This window comes from Paenibacillus segetis, from assembly GCF_014639155.1.
GTDB classification, from domain to species: Bacteria; Bacillota; Bacilli; order Paenibacillales; family Paenibacillaceae; genus Fontibacillus; species Fontibacillus segetis.
In genome coordinates this window covers 1,180,791-1,194,168 of sequence record NZ_BMFT01000001.1, presented here as the reverse complement: position 1 = coordinate 1,194,168, position 13,378 = coordinate 1,180,791, and the positions used below count along the sequence as shown (strand labels likewise).

14 protein-coding genes and 1 other RNA gene are annotated in these 13,378 nt (G+C 42.8%); 5 read left to right on the top strand and 10 right to left on the bottom strand.

Annotation, left to right across the window (positions count from 1 at the left end; translation table 11 throughout):
- The first annotated feature begins 90 nt into the window (after nucleotides 1-90).
- Nucleotides 91-1,710, top strand: coding sequence for a citramalate synthase (gene cimA, locus IEW05_RS05230; protein WP_188536490.1), 1,620 nt, complete (start codon nucleotides 91-93; stop codon nucleotides 1,708-1,710).
- Nucleotides 1,711-1,758: 48 nt separating this feature from the next.
- On the opposite strand, the gene IEW05_RS05225 is transcribed toward cimA, so the two are convergent.
- From IEW05_RS05225 to IEW05_RS05210, 4 genes are all read right to left on the bottom strand, one after another.
- Entirely contained in the window at nucleotides 1,759-2,355 is a 597-nt protein-coding gene (locus tag IEW05_RS05225; protein ID WP_188536488.1) for a TlpA family protein disulfide reductase, read from the bottom strand.
- A 222-nt stretch (nucleotides 2,356-2,577) separates the two neighbouring features.
- Nucleotides 2,578-3,312 carry an exonuclease domain-containing protein gene (locus IEW05_RS05220; protein WP_188536486.1) on the bottom strand — a complete coding sequence of 245 codons (735 nt, stop codon included), beginning with the start codon at nucleotides 3,310-3,312 and terminating at the stop codon, nucleotides 2,578-2,580.
- The gene (locus IEW05_RS05215) at nucleotides 3,309-4,409 is read right to left on the bottom strand and encodes a DUF294 nucleotidyltransferase-like domain-containing protein (protein WP_188536484.1); all 1,101 of its coding nucleotides are present in this window, start codon (nucleotides 4,407-4,409) and stop codon (nucleotides 3,309-3,311) included. Before IEW05_RS05215 ends, IEW05_RS05220 begins: the two co-directional genes overlap by 4 nt.
- A 65-nt stretch (nucleotides 4,410-4,474) precedes the next feature.
- A complete protein-coding gene (locus IEW05_RS05210) occupies nucleotides 4,475-5,869 on the bottom strand; it encodes an ammonium transporter (RefSeq protein WP_188536482.1) in 1,395 nt (464 codons plus the stop codon).
- Nucleotides 5,870-6,145: 276 nt separating this feature from the next.
- Between IEW05_RS05210 and IEW05_RS05205 the strand changes: the two genes are divergently transcribed.
- On the top strand, nucleotides 6,146-6,577 hold the full coding sequence (locus tag IEW05_RS05205) for a MerR family transcriptional regulator (protein WP_188536480.1): 432 nt from the start codon (nucleotides 6,146-6,148) through the stop codon (nucleotides 6,575-6,577).
- A gap of 31 nt (nucleotides 6,578-6,608) precedes the next feature.
- Nucleotides 6,609-7,292 (top strand): zinc metallopeptidase, encoded by a 684-nt coding sequence (locus tag IEW05_RS05200; protein WP_188536478.1) that lies wholly within the window; start codon nucleotides 6,609-6,611, stop codon nucleotides 7,290-7,292.
- Between the two features lie 102 nt (nucleotides 7,293-7,394).
- On the opposite strand, the gene gltC is transcribed toward IEW05_RS05200, so the two are convergent.
- Complete coding sequence (gene gltC, locus IEW05_RS05195; RefSeq protein ID WP_188536476.1) at nucleotides 7,395-8,306, bottom strand: glutamate biosynthesis transcriptional regulator GltC; 912 nt, start codon at nucleotides 8,304-8,306, stop codon at nucleotides 7,395-7,397.
- A gap of 64 nt (nucleotides 8,307-8,370) precedes the next feature.
- Entirely contained in the window at nucleotides 8,371-8,985 is a 615-nt protein-coding gene (locus IEW05_RS05190) for a rhomboid family intramembrane serine protease (RefSeq protein WP_188536474.1), read from the bottom strand.
- Between the two features lie 113 nt (nucleotides 8,986-9,098).
- On the opposite strand from IEW05_RS05190, the gene tpx reads away from it, so the two are divergent.
- Nucleotides 9,099-9,620 carry a thiol peroxidase gene (gene tpx, locus IEW05_RS05185; RefSeq protein ID WP_188536471.1) on the top strand — a complete coding sequence of 174 codons (522 nt, stop codon included), beginning with the start codon at nucleotides 9,099-9,101 and terminating at the stop codon, nucleotides 9,618-9,620.
- Between the two features lie 74 nt (nucleotides 9,621-9,694).
- Here the strand turns inward: tpx and IEW05_RS05180 are convergent, their stop codons facing one another.
- From IEW05_RS05180 to IEW05_RS05170, 3 genes are all read right to left on the bottom strand, one after another.
- Nucleotides 9,695-10,084: a DUF1499 domain-containing protein gene (locus IEW05_RS05180; RefSeq protein WP_188536470.1), complete on the bottom strand. Its 390-nt coding sequence runs from the start codon at nucleotides 10,082-10,084 to the stop codon at nucleotides 9,695-9,697.
- 174 nt (nucleotides 10,085-10,258) lie between these two features.
- A non-coding RNA gene (gene ssrS, locus IEW05_RS05175) (6S RNA) lies at nucleotides 10,259-10,449 on the bottom strand.
- Between the two features lie 43 nt (nucleotides 10,450-10,492).
- Complete coding sequence (locus IEW05_RS05170) at nucleotides 10,493-11,272, bottom strand: YesL family protein (RefSeq protein ID WP_188536468.1); 780 nt, start codon at nucleotides 11,270-11,272, stop codon at nucleotides 10,493-10,495.
- Nucleotides 11,273-11,460: 188 nt separating this feature from the next.
- Between IEW05_RS05170 and IEW05_RS05165 the strand changes: the two genes are divergently transcribed.
- Entirely contained in the window at nucleotides 11,461-11,550 is a 90-nt protein-coding gene (locus IEW05_RS05165; protein WP_188536465.1) for a sporulation protein YjcZ, read from the top strand.
- A 66-nt stretch (nucleotides 11,551-11,616) separates the two neighbouring features.
- Here IEW05_RS05165 and cshA read toward each other — a convergent pair whose 3' ends face one another.
- The gene (cshA, locus tag IEW05_RS05160; RefSeq protein WP_188536463.1) at nucleotides 11,617-13,215 is read right to left on the bottom strand and encodes a degradosome RNA helicase CshA; all 1,599 of its coding nucleotides are present in this window, start codon (nucleotides 13,213-13,215) and stop codon (nucleotides 11,617-11,619) included.
- Nucleotides 13,216-13,378: the final 163 nt, after the last annotated feature.

The window sequence follows — 13,378 nt, the reverse complement described above, 5'->3', positions numbered from 1 at the left end:
GTTACATTACAAGGTAGCAGGTGTTATAATTAAAAAATTATAATTAAGAGCGCAAAATTCAAGGACATCCAAAGGGGGATAAATTCCATCATGTCAAAGGCCATATCTATCTTCGACACTACATTGCGAGACGGGACTCAAGGCGAAGGCATCAGCCTGTCTGTTGACGATAAGTTGAAGATCGCTAAAAGACTGGATCAGTTGGGTGTTCATTATATTGAAGGCGGTATCCCGGGAAGCAACAACAAAGATATTGAATTTTTCAATCGGGTTAAGCAACTTGGCCTATCAGCTAAGATTACAGCCTTCGGGAGCACTCGCCGTAAAGATAGCAATGCTGAGCATGATTCCAACCTGAACAGTTTGATTCAATCCGGCGCACAAGCCGCCACTCTGGTCGGTAAATCGTGGGATTTCCACGTTCACACCGCTCTTCAGACATCTCTTGATGAGAATCTAGCTATGATTTACGATTCTATCGCTTATTTGAAGCGTCAAGGACTTGAAGTTATTTTTGATGCCGAGCACTTCTTCGACGGGTATAAGAACAATCCAGCCTACGCACTTTCCGTCTTACGCAAAGCAGAAGAAGCCGGGGCAGACTGGCTTACTATGTGCGATACAAATGGTGGATCACTCCCCCATGAGGTTCACGATATCGTTACCGTAGTGGCAGGACAGGTCACCTCCGCCAGACTTGGTATTCATACACACAATGACTGTGAACTAGCCGTTGCCAACGCCATCAGTGCGGTACGCGCCGGAGCGAAGCAAATTCAAGGTACGATGAACGGTTATGGTGAACGTTGTGGCAATGCCAATCTGTGCTCAGTTATTCCTAGCTTACAACTTAAACTAGGTTATAACGTACTAGAACCAGATCAACTTAAACAATTAACAAGTACCGCTCGCTATGTCAGTGAGATCGCCAATGTGCATATGCCGATTAACCAGCCGTATGTTGGCTCCTCAGCGTTTGCCCACAAAGGTGGAATTCATGTATCTGCGATCCTTCGCGATTCTCGAACCTATGAACATATCGCTCCAGAAACTGTAGGAAACCATCAACGTATACTGGTCTCTGAGCTTGCTGGACAGAGTAATATTTTATCCAAAGCACAGGAAATGGGTATTGAGCTTAGTTCGGATAACGATAGCACTCGCGATGTGATCTCCAAGATCAAAGACTTAGAGCATGAGGGATACCAATTCGAAGGCGCTGACGCCTCGTTGGAACTGCTTCTACGCCAAGCGAACGGTGAACTTAAAGAACTATTCACTTTCGAATCATTTAAAATGTTGGTGGAAAAAACAGCAGGAAATCATGTTGTATCTGAAGCTTTCGTTAAGCTGAACATCGACGGTACAAGCGTATATACAGCAGCCGAAGGAAATGGGCCTGTGAACGCACTAGACAATGCACTTCGCAAAGCCCTCATAAGCTATTACCCTGGATTGCAGAATATGCACTTGTCCGACTATAAAGTTCGTGTCCTCGATGACAAAGACGCCACCGCTTCGAAAGTTAGAGTATTGATTGAGTCTACTGATGTCACTAACTCATGGAATACTGTAGGAGTATCAAGCAATGTTATTGAAGCGAGCTGGGAAGCGCTAGTAGATAGTCTCCGTTATGCCCTTTTGCGGCAAACCAAACGAGCAGATTATGAAGAAATCCCTTCAGCTGGCCGGGGGTTAAATAACCATTAATTAAGACAAAGGGGACACCTATTCAGTATAGGTATCCCCTTTTTAATATCAATCTACTAACTTTTTTATTTTGGCTTCTAACTCTTCTGCAGAGAGAACGCCTATAACCAGTTCTTGTATTACTCCATTTTTATCGATCAATACATTTGTTGGAAAAGCAGCCCCGTTAAATTTACGAAAAACCTCTTCCTTCTCATCTAATAAAACCGGAAATGTGTAGTTATACGTTTCCACAAACTCTTTAACGTTGTCTATCTTGTCGTACTGCGTAACATTCACAGCATAAACATCAAGCTTGTCGCTATATTTACCCGCTAGATCAACTAAGTCAGGAGCCTCTTCCTTGCAGGGATCACACCAAGATGCCCAGAAATTAAGCAACAACGGCTTCTCGCGCTGCCCACCAACCTGATATGACTTTCCATCCAGCCCCTTGAGTGTGAACTCAGGTGTTGCACTCCCCGGTTTAGGTGCTCCAGCCGCAGCCAAAGCGCTCAATGATTCGCTATTTTGATCGAGATTAGTTTCTGTTTCTGATTTATCGGTAGTTCTTACAAAGGACAATAGTCCTTTCCCAGTGTTTCCATATAGGGCGACCCCCAGCAGAAGCAATAGGCCAATCAAAATCCATCTGTTTCGATTCATCCTACAACGTCCTTTATGTGATATGTAATGGTTAGTTTCTTTGCCATTCATATGCTATTGTATCCTTATTTCGCAAATTGTTTCAATTAAAAGATCTTTAAGAGCATAAAGTCATTGACTTAATAGTTAATTAACTCACAGCGATACTTGTACACAATACAAAACCGCCCGGTAATCCGGACGGTAATATCACGATCATTATTCGGTTCATTTTCCAGCTACCTAGCTTCTGCTCAAATAAGCGTAGAGATCACCCAAAGTAACAACCCCTCGTTCATTTAAGCGTTGAATGAGATTGATCCACAGCTTCGCTGTCATTTTTGCATCTTCCAATGCATGATGTCGCTGTGTAACGGGAATCTCATAAGCAGCTAACCAGTCGTCGAGTCCAGATATACCACGTGTTGGTTCTAACTTCCGTGCGATCATCATTGTATCTAGAACGCGGTGTCCCAAGTGAGCCTTTGTCGTCTTCCAGAGTGCAACATCCAGAAAAGCTTTATCATGTGCACTACCATGGGCGATAAGCACTCGATCATCCACAAATGACATAAATCCTCGTAAAGCTTCTAACAACACCGGGGCATCCTGCGCCATTTCTCTTGTAATTCCAGTTAACTCAACAATCCGCTCAGGTATCGTACAAGCAGGCTGAGCTAAAGAATAATATACGTCTTCGCTAATTTCCTGCCCTTCTACTTTAATCGCACCAAACGATAGAATTTCATCACCATAATGATAATGGAAACCCGTGGTTTCTAGATCAAACACAGCCGTCTTTAGTTCTGTAAGTGGAATCCTCAAAGATTCGGGTCTCCGCTGTCCCTTGGTCAGCGAGCGAACAAAGGCTATTTGTTGAGCGCTAGGAGCTCCAAGCATTGATGCAATACGTGGAGAACCTCCCCCATTTTTCAAGGTGTCCCAGAACCCACCATTACCCTTCATTTGCTCATTCATAACCAATTCCTCTCCGCATATCGATGCTGTCTCTGTAATGTGCGATACATCAGTCGCACCGTACTTAGAGCCTCCCGTAGCTCTAGTCTAACTTCTTTCTGTCTGATCAAAGTCTGAGGCAAATAATTATTCCCAGTTAGCATGCCTTTCTCATCTACGCCGGACATTAGAGATCTCAATCTTATCGCTGTATCCAGGGCCTTTCGGCAAGAATCTAGCTCTCGAACCGGTACCGCTTCAAGCTGTTCTAACTGCGATATTCTATCGTAAGTAGAAGGAGACTCTACACCATAATGTAAAGCTAAATAACGAATAGCATTTACAATTGGGATATAGAGACCATACTTCACATCGAAATCTCCCGTATATTGGCCCGATTGCTCCGTAATCACTTGTCCCAGAACATTTAGGGCTGCTTTATGTCTCACTGTATTGCGAAGAACAGCAGCGCAGAGATCATTGTCCGAATCCCCATTTTGCTCCATCACCCGGGTTATAGACGCCCTAAGCGTTATGGTCAATACTTGATCCCCTGTTACATGACGTAGATCTGCAGCAATCATTAAATAACGAACTTGCTCCCAACCTCTTAGACCGCTCCAGAACCACAATTGCCTCTCCCAATCTCGAAGATTCTTCCGCCATAAAGGATTAGATATCATGACATTACCGGGACATAAAGGATAGCCAACTTCCTCTAAAATACTGGAAAGTCTCAGACCAAATTGTTCAAAATAGAAGGTTATCTCTTCTTCCTCACTTGTGCTACTCTCCCCTATAATCAACCCATTATCTTGGTCACTCCATAGCGTTTGTTCACCACGCCCAGCGCTACCAAATGTCACGAAAGCATATGAGGTAGGTGGAGGGCCGAAACCCTCCTGAATTAAGGCTTCTTCACACAGCGTCACAGCTCTAGTCATGATCTCATCATGCATGCCGCAAACAATCTGGTTCCATTTCCCAATGGATAAGGTTGCTAAGCTGTCGTAAATCGCCGCTTGTTCCTTAATCCTGGCCATCTTCAACAATTCAGGAGAGGAGGCCGACGATATCGATGTAAACTTAACGATATCGCGGTCTATTCCGTTGCTCATGGCCACACTCCCTTTCTTGGTTAGAACCTCAACTTAATCAAGATAAATAGGTACTTTAATAAATGTTAGACCGAAGTATTCTTAGCACTTGAGTTCAACAAACTCATTTGTTCTGGGTACCCATAAGTACCATGCTCACTAATATCAAGCCCCATCATCTCTTCTTCCTCAGTGACACGTAAACCCGTTAAATATTTCATCGCACCCATGACCAGGAAGGACAGAACGAATACGAAAGCAAAAGTTCCAATTACACCTAGCACTTGAACACCCAATTGTTCAAAGCCACCACCGTAGAACAACCCTGCTTTACCAACTCCTGTTTTTTCCGCGAGCTCTGGTGTTGCGAATAAACCTGTGGAAATAGCTCCCCATACCCCCGCAATGCCGTGAACTGAGAATGCACAGATTGGATCATCAAGCCCTGAACGTTCAAACCATCTAGCTGTGAAGAAAGTAAGCACACCTGCAACCGCACCGATCACAACGGATGCCCAAGGGTCTACAAATGCACAAGATCCGGTAATCGCTACAAGAGCGGCCAAGACACCATTTAACATACTCGGAATATCCGATTTACCAAGAATCATCCAAGAGATTAAGAGCGCAGCAACTCCACCCGCAGCGGCAGCCAAATTGGTTGTCATCAGAACATATCCGAAAAATCCATCACCTAGTGGTGTCAATGCGCTGCCCGGGTTAAACCCAAACCAGCCGATCCATAAAATGATAACCCCTAAAACCGTCAACACTTGGTTATGACCTGGAATGCTATTCGGCTTCCCTTCTTTGTTGTACTTACCTAAACGTGGTTTGAGTAGAAGTGCAGCTACCAAAGCTGCCGTTGCACCTGTGAGATGGACCACAGTCGAACCAGCGTAATCCTGCATACCGAGGTTTCCTAACCAGCCACCGCCCCATACCCAGTGAGCTACAATCGGATAAATAACAATCGTGAATATCACACCGAATATAATGTATACACTAAGCTTTGCACGCTCAGCCATACCACCACAAGCAATAGCAAGCGATACAGCAGCAAATGCCATTTGGAACAAGAACATCAGGTTAAGAGAAACTCCAACTTCTGAAAAGACACTAAACGAGCCAATCGCTCCGTCTCCTCCAAATAAGAACCCGGTTGTTCCCAAAAAGCTATTACCATCACCAAAAGCGAAACCAAAACCAAAAGCCCACCAAACAATAACTGTAATACCCAAAGTCAGTACAGTTTTACCTGCGACATGACCTGCATTTTTCATCCGTACTGTACCAGCTTCTAATAGAGCGAACCCTGCTTGCATAAAAAATACCAACATAGCAGCAAGGAATACGAACAACGAATTCAGTCCAACTTCTAATACCGTGTTTGTAACCTCACCATCTGCAGCAAATGCTGACATCGGAAAAGCTAATACTGCAACTACACCTAATAATCCAAACAGCCACTTTCTTTTCATATTACCCCGCCCCTTCAATGTCATGTTTCCTTACACAATTCAAATTGTTAAGGTGATTATAAGACCAAATATACGGATATGACAATAGTTTTCTGAAAAAAATGTTTTATTTTGCACTTTTCGTAACATTATATGTAACATTCAATTACATCGATAAGAAAGTTACTAAGTAATTTAAAGCATAACGTTTGACTGTACTGTTGTAATTCAGGTATCATTAGCTACATAGAGATAGATAAAATTAAGTATATGTGGAGGGGTGAGCCTATTGGAGATATGAAACTATTTCGAATCGGAGAATTAGCTAAAGCAGCAGATGTCAGCGAACGTACCATCGACTATTACACGAAGCTCGGATTAATTACTCCAGAGACACGAACCCAGAAGAATTATCGTTTATATAGTTCTGAAACCTTAACCCGGTTGGAACGTATTAATGAGATGAAACAAGAGAAGTATACGTTAGAAGAGATCCGCGAAAAGCTGGAGCAATGGAATAAAGTGAGCCCTGAGGAGCAAGTAACAGAGAAATTATCTTCACTTGAGATTCAGATGGTACAACTTCAACGCCAAGTTAAAGAACTCGAGCCACTTATTTCTAACTTACAGCCTAATCAAGCTCGCCGAGCGTTCTCACATTTAATGCCGCAAAGTCTCGCTTGCATCGAGGCATTAAACATCTTGCTAAATCACGGCCCTTTTACGTAATCATCAACAATTCAACTATGGAGGCATGTTTATGAATTCTAATCTTATGTACATTCCGATCATTATAGCTTTCGCATTATCGATGTGGGCTCAGTTCCGAGTTAAGGGGACTTTCAATAAATTTTCGGAAGTTCCTAATACTTATGGATTAACGGGGCGTGAAGCTGCACGCCGTATGCTCGATGCTAATGGGTTATATGATGTTCCTATAGAACCAGTAAGCGGAACCTTATCTGACCACTACGACCCAATCAAACGTGTTGTTCGTTTGTCCGAACCTGTCTACCATGAAAGTTCAGTCTCAGCTGTAGCAGTAGCTTGTCACGAAGTTGGGCACGCTATTCAACACAAAGAAGCTTATCCTATGCTTGTATTACGTCATCGTATGTTTCCTTTCGTAAATTTTGCATCGGGAATCGCCCCATTCATGATATTGGCTGGTTTTCTATTCGGATTCTTTAACTTGGTAGGCCTAGGAATTGTTTTCTTCTCTGCAGCCGTTCTGTTTCAATTGGTTACTTTACCAGTCGAGTTCGATGCCAGCAATCGCGCCCGGCGGATTATGCTGAGTAATGGACTTGCGTCTAATCAGGATGAACAAGGTGTAGCTAAGGTTCTTAACGCAGCCGCATTAACGTATGTAGCCGCTGCGCTAGTCTCCCTACTCGAACTAGCACGTTTAATCCTTATGTTCGTTAACAATAACCGCGACTAAGAAATATAGAGCTATTTAATCGTTATCCAAAAAGGAGCTATTCTCCAGTAGACACATCTACTGAGAATAGCTCCTTTTTAATAATCCAATAATGCCACATTCTTATTTAACTGGAGGCGTATCTACCTGTAATCCGAAGTATTCTAGAAGGAATCCACGAAACGATTGAGCCACCAATGGTAATTTCTCATCCGTACGATGAATCAAACCGATTGTTCGAGTCACCCTCGGTTCGGAAACACGCAATCTGCTTGGTTGCAGCGAGAAACTCTGATAGAGCGCCATCTCCGGAAGCAAGCTGACTCCCATTCCTGCAGCCACAAGACCACGGATAGTATCCGTCTCTTCTCCTTCAAAGGCAATTTTCGGCGTGAAACCCGCTTCAAGACAAGCATGCCACACAATCGGGCGAAGAGAATAGCCTTTACTAAAGAGAATAAATTTATCATCCTTCAGCTGGTTTAATCGAATGCTCTGTTCTCCGGCTAAATGATGATTTGGTGGGAGGATCGCGACCAAATCCTCTGTCAACACAACGTTACCAGTCACTTGATCATGGCCTTCTGGAAAAGGTGAAATAAATGCCAAATCCACTTCTGCTGAAATGATATCACGGATAAGTGTTGGATAAGTCCCTTGCTTAAACCTAAACTTTACGTTTGGAAATAGTTTACGAAATTCAGCAACAACACTGGGGATTAAATGAATGCCTAGACTATTCGGAAACCCAAGTCGAATCTCCCCATGCTCAGGATCCAGAAACTCGTGAACTTCATTTACCGCGCGATCTAAGTCTTTAAGAATCGTCTCGACCCGATCACAGAACAACTGACCTACTGCCGTCAGGTGTAAATTTCTTCCCTTTTGCATGAACAAGTTAACACCAAGCTCTTCTTCCAATTGATGAATCTGCCTGCTTACAGCAGATTGAGCTACATGAAGCTCCTCAGCTGCCTGAGTTACATGCTCTTTTTGTGCAACTTTTACAAAATATTGTAGCTGTCTCAGTTCCACGAATTATATCGCTCCATTTCGCTTCCTCTCATTATACCAACTTTACCATTTCCCCCCATAGGGTTCAACGACGTTTTACAAACAAGTTCATTAATGCATAGAGCAGGAAGCCACCCGCTAAACCACCAAAATGCGCTACCCAATTCACTTGAGTTACCACAAATGAGAACACGACACCAACCATAAGCAAGCTGTATAGCGTTTTACGCGAGCTCTCATCCATCAAACCACGTTGAAGCAAGGCAATATACAAAAATGCTCCGTAAACCCCATAGACTGCCCCTGAAGCTCCCACAGATATATGCGGTTCCGAAGATTGGAGATACACTAGCAAACTAATCAGATTCCCTATGAGTCCGCTTCCTAAATAGAGCAATAAATACTTAGAGTGGCCCATTAGTCGTTCCAAAGGCGGAGCAAATACCAGGATTGCAAAACAATTCGAGAACAAATGATTGAAGCCCCCATGAAGAAACATTGACGAGATCATTCTCCACCATTCACTTGCAAAAGGCTCAATGTTAGTCATCGCGCCATATTTAAGTAGGGTTAAAACGTTCCCAGAACCTCCATGCGTTGCGACAATAAGGAACATAATCAAATTCGCAGCTAGGATCAGACATGTAACAGGATAATATCGAAGATAACTTCTCCAATTCTCATAACGAATAAAAATCATATTAATCTTCCTTTTCCTTTGAGTATTTCCTTAAGTTGGACAAAAGCTTTTTAAAAAGACTATAATTAAAATTGAATAATATCAATTATACAATGTTTAGGAGGATAATTAAAATGACACAAGAACGTGCAAGCGTCGCTACATTCAAAGGCAATCCCATCACCCTGATCGGTCCAGAACTGAAAGTAGGCGATACCGCTCCTGATTTCAAGTTAATCAAGAACTTACTTGAAGAGGTAAGCCTTCAGGATTATGCTGGCAAGATCAAACTCATCAGTGTCGTGCCCTCCCTTGATACAGGCGTCTGTGACGCTCAAACCCGGCGCTTCAACCAAGCAGCCGCAGATCTAGGTGAGGATGTCGTCATCCTTACTGTAAGCGTGGATCTGCCGTTTGCCCAAGCACGCTGGTGCGGTGCGGCTGGCATAGAATCCGTAATCACTTTATCTGACTATAAGGAAAATTCCTTCGGTAAAGATTATGGCGTTCTGATTAAAGAATTTAAACTTGATCATCGTGCCGTGTTTGTATTAGACAAAGATAACACGATTCGCTATGTCGAGTATCTAAATGAAATGTCGGAACACCCCGACTATGATAAACCAGTAGCAGCCGTCAAAGAACTCTTAGCTTAGTTCGATCAAATGAACGAAAAGCGAGTAGGAGGAGTATCGCTCCCTACTCGCTTTTTGCTGTATTCCTAGCCCTATCAAGACACTCTATATGATGAGAATTTCTTATCTAATATAGCTAGCAATTGCATAATATTGCGGTAATTCGCTCCCAGGTCACCAAGAGATCCACGAGTCGCAGAATAAACATCTATCGCTGTACGAACCGGGCCAGTCGAAATGACAGAAACCGTAATATCCATCGTCCGTCCAAAGCTAGTGCGCTTCTCTAAAGTGATTTCACCTACTGAAGGAACCTCATGTAATACTTTGTATCCCGGTATTTTCTTCAAAGTGGAAGAGACATCCTCCCAAACCTTGTCCCTGGACAATTGATAATATCTCGTTTTTAATTCAGGCATCTTGGCACGGTCGCTCGTTCCTTCTTGGCTACGAAAAATACCGGTTAATGTTCTTTTGAATGACAACCTATTCTTCCTCCTTCATTACTCCCCAACAGAAATTAAGGTATGCGTTTTCTTTATACTATAGTTTACCATTGTTGAGTAACAAACAAAAGTAAACATATCACTTCTTAAACAAAAAACAGCACCCGTCACCTTCCACAAGGAAGATATAAGGTGCTGTTAACCATAAGTAACAAGAGACCCGCCTATGCCGTCCGGTTACATTGTCTCGAACCTGCTATAGCAGGTGGGTGACCGCAGCGACGCTTTCGAAGTCCCCACATCCAGATGGATAAGGCCTTTCGGTGGCGGCGCAATATGAGTCTCCCAAGACATCGTCATTGGTTCAAAACAACATAGAACCGAAACGTACATCGCAGGACGTAAACCCATTATAAAACTTCAAAATGCAAAAGTAAACCTTGTTAACTACTTCTCCGAATTCTTTCCATCAGGAAGTTCAAGCGATGAATTCTCTCCACCCTCTTGATCCGTCCCCTCTTCAGATGCTTTCATCTTCTCTGCCTTAGCTTGAAGCTTATTGTAGGCCGCATTGAAATTGAAAAATGCCATATACGCCGTCAAACTACCGAATCCAAAGAAAATAAGCCACGGAAATTTAAAGGTAACCATCGCTAATACAACTGTAAATATTACCGTATACAGTGACCGCAGCGGGCTGATTAACGTCAATAAAATCGAGTTCTTAATTAACAATGTCACTTTCAAGTGATAATGTGCCACAAGCGAAAAGAAGTTAAATAGCGAAATAAAGAGGACTAACAACAAGACAAGCATAATCATTCCAATGATTTGTAGATTCTTAAGCTCTTTCATATAAACGTTATAATCTACAACCATAATGACGATCAGCAGAGTGTAAAAAAGACCGCCTAACATGCTTTGCTTATAATTTTCTTTATAACCTTTGAAATACACTTTTATAACGCTCAGATCCGCTTCACCCATAACCCATTTACGAGCCACAGAGAACAATGCAGACGTTGCCGGAAACACTGTAAACGGTGCCAAAATTCCCATAAACCATACCGACGATGCTCTAACAGCCTCATCTGCAGATATACCGTAAGTCATCAAGAAAAATAAGAATGGTATCGAACAAACGATCCATAGCAAATTGCTACCCGATATCCTCATGATCCATTCCGTTATTTTGTAGAATCCACCCATTAGTCCTTTGTATTCCAAAAGTATTACTCCTCTCCAGTAGTAAATCAATCTCTCTACTTATAACTATACATGATAACCTAATCGCAATCCACCGCCTATTTTGACAGTTCTGGGTTAAAGTCTAAACTTAGTAGTTTATTGTGCCATAGTATATACCGTAAATTATAACTTATTACAGTTAACAACTTCAAAAAGGAGGTCATTTCATGTCACATGTTGGTGGATTTTTTACATCTACTGGTACGATTCTGGTATTGTTCATTCTTCTTGTCATTGTGAGCCGTGCATGTATTTAATTAAATAAAAAATAAAGAAGACGAAAGTGGTTAACACTTCGTCTTCTTTTATTAAACAACCAGAAATTAGTTGTCAGTGGAGTTATTCTCAGTACGTTTCGCAGGTCTGTTACTGCTGCTAGAACTTGGGCGAGGCTTGCGATCAGAAGAAGAACGATATGAATCCCGTCCACCTTCTTTGTTATAGCCACCTTTGTTGTTACTTCCATAACTACCACGGTTGCTACCCCCATCACGATTATCACGGCGATATCCACCACCGCCGTTGCTTCCGCCACTACGGTTGCCATAACCTGAAGGTTTGCGTCCACTTGAACGAATGTCCGGGTTCCGGCGTTTTACACGAATCGGCTCTTCCGGTGTAAGTTCGATGTTGGCTTTATCGTTCTTCTCACCTGTAATAAGTTTGAAGGCTGCTGCTAGCAAATTAACGGAGTCATATTGCTCCAACATTTGAATAGCCATACCTTTATATTCGTTCAACTCAGCGGCTTCAACGAGTTCAATAATACGCTCTGCCGTAATACGTTGTTTGCCTTCAATCGCTTCGGCAATGCTCGGCAATGGTTTACGAGTGATCTTATGGCGAGTAATCCGTTCAATAAAGTGCAGATGATCGATTTCACGAGGGGTGACAAAAGACCATGCCGCACCTTCTTTACCAGCACGTCCAGTACGTCCAATACGGTGAACATAGCTCTCAGGATCCTGTGGCAAGTCAAAGTTAACTACATGAGTAACGCCTGAAACGTCGAGACCACGTGCAGCTACATCCGTTGCTACCAAGACATCAATACTGCCATCACGGAATTTGCGCATAACATTATCACGTTGGTTCTGCGACAAGTCACCATGCAAACCATCAGCGGAGTATCCACGCTTCTGCAAAGCTTCTGCAAGTTCGTCTACCCGGCGTTTCGTACGACCGAAGACGATCGCTAGTTCAGGTGATTCCATATCAAGCAAACGAGTCAACCCATCAAATTTTTGACGCTCATGTACTTCAATGTAAGCTTGGTCGATCAACGGTGCGCTGACCTGTTTAGGAATAACGGAGACATGCTCAGGATTTTTCAGGAATTGTTGAGCCAGCCGTTGAATATTCGAGGGCATAGTAGCTGAAAATAACATTGTTTGACGTTCTGCAGGGACAAGCTTCAGAATCGACTGAATGTCGTCCATGAAGCCCATATCAAGCATTTCATCCGCTTCATCTAGTACGACAGTTTGAACATCATCAAGTTTGATCGTTTTCCGGTTGATGTGATCAAGCAAGCGGCCCGGAGTACCGATAATAATTTGAGGTTTTCTTTTCAAAGCGCGAATTTGGCGAACGATATCTTGACCGCCATAAATCGGAAGGGAGCGTGTTCCTTTAAACCGAGCTAATTTACCAATTTCTTCAGCTACCTGAATGGCGAGCTCACGTGTTGGTGTCATAATAAGCGCCACAATTTTTTCTTCTTCTTTGGCAATCTTGTTAATCAGTGGCAAACCGAAAGCTGCCGTCTTACCTGTCCCCGTTTGTGCTTGTCCGATCAAATCGCGACCTTCCAAAGCTAAGGGGATCGACTTGGCTTGAATCGGTGTTGCTTCCTCAAAACCAAGTTCCGTTACTGCTTGTAATACCTTTGGCTCTAGGCCAAACTCTGCAAATGTGTTCAAATTTATTCATACTCCTTCTATATAGTGGACAATCCACATTCTTGACTGTATTCTTAAGTAGCGTTCAACGTCTATAGGCTTTCCAATTAACCTATAAAATTTACATACGGCACTAGATCATTACATAAACTTCCATATTCTTGACCCAAAAAAAATAAGTGTC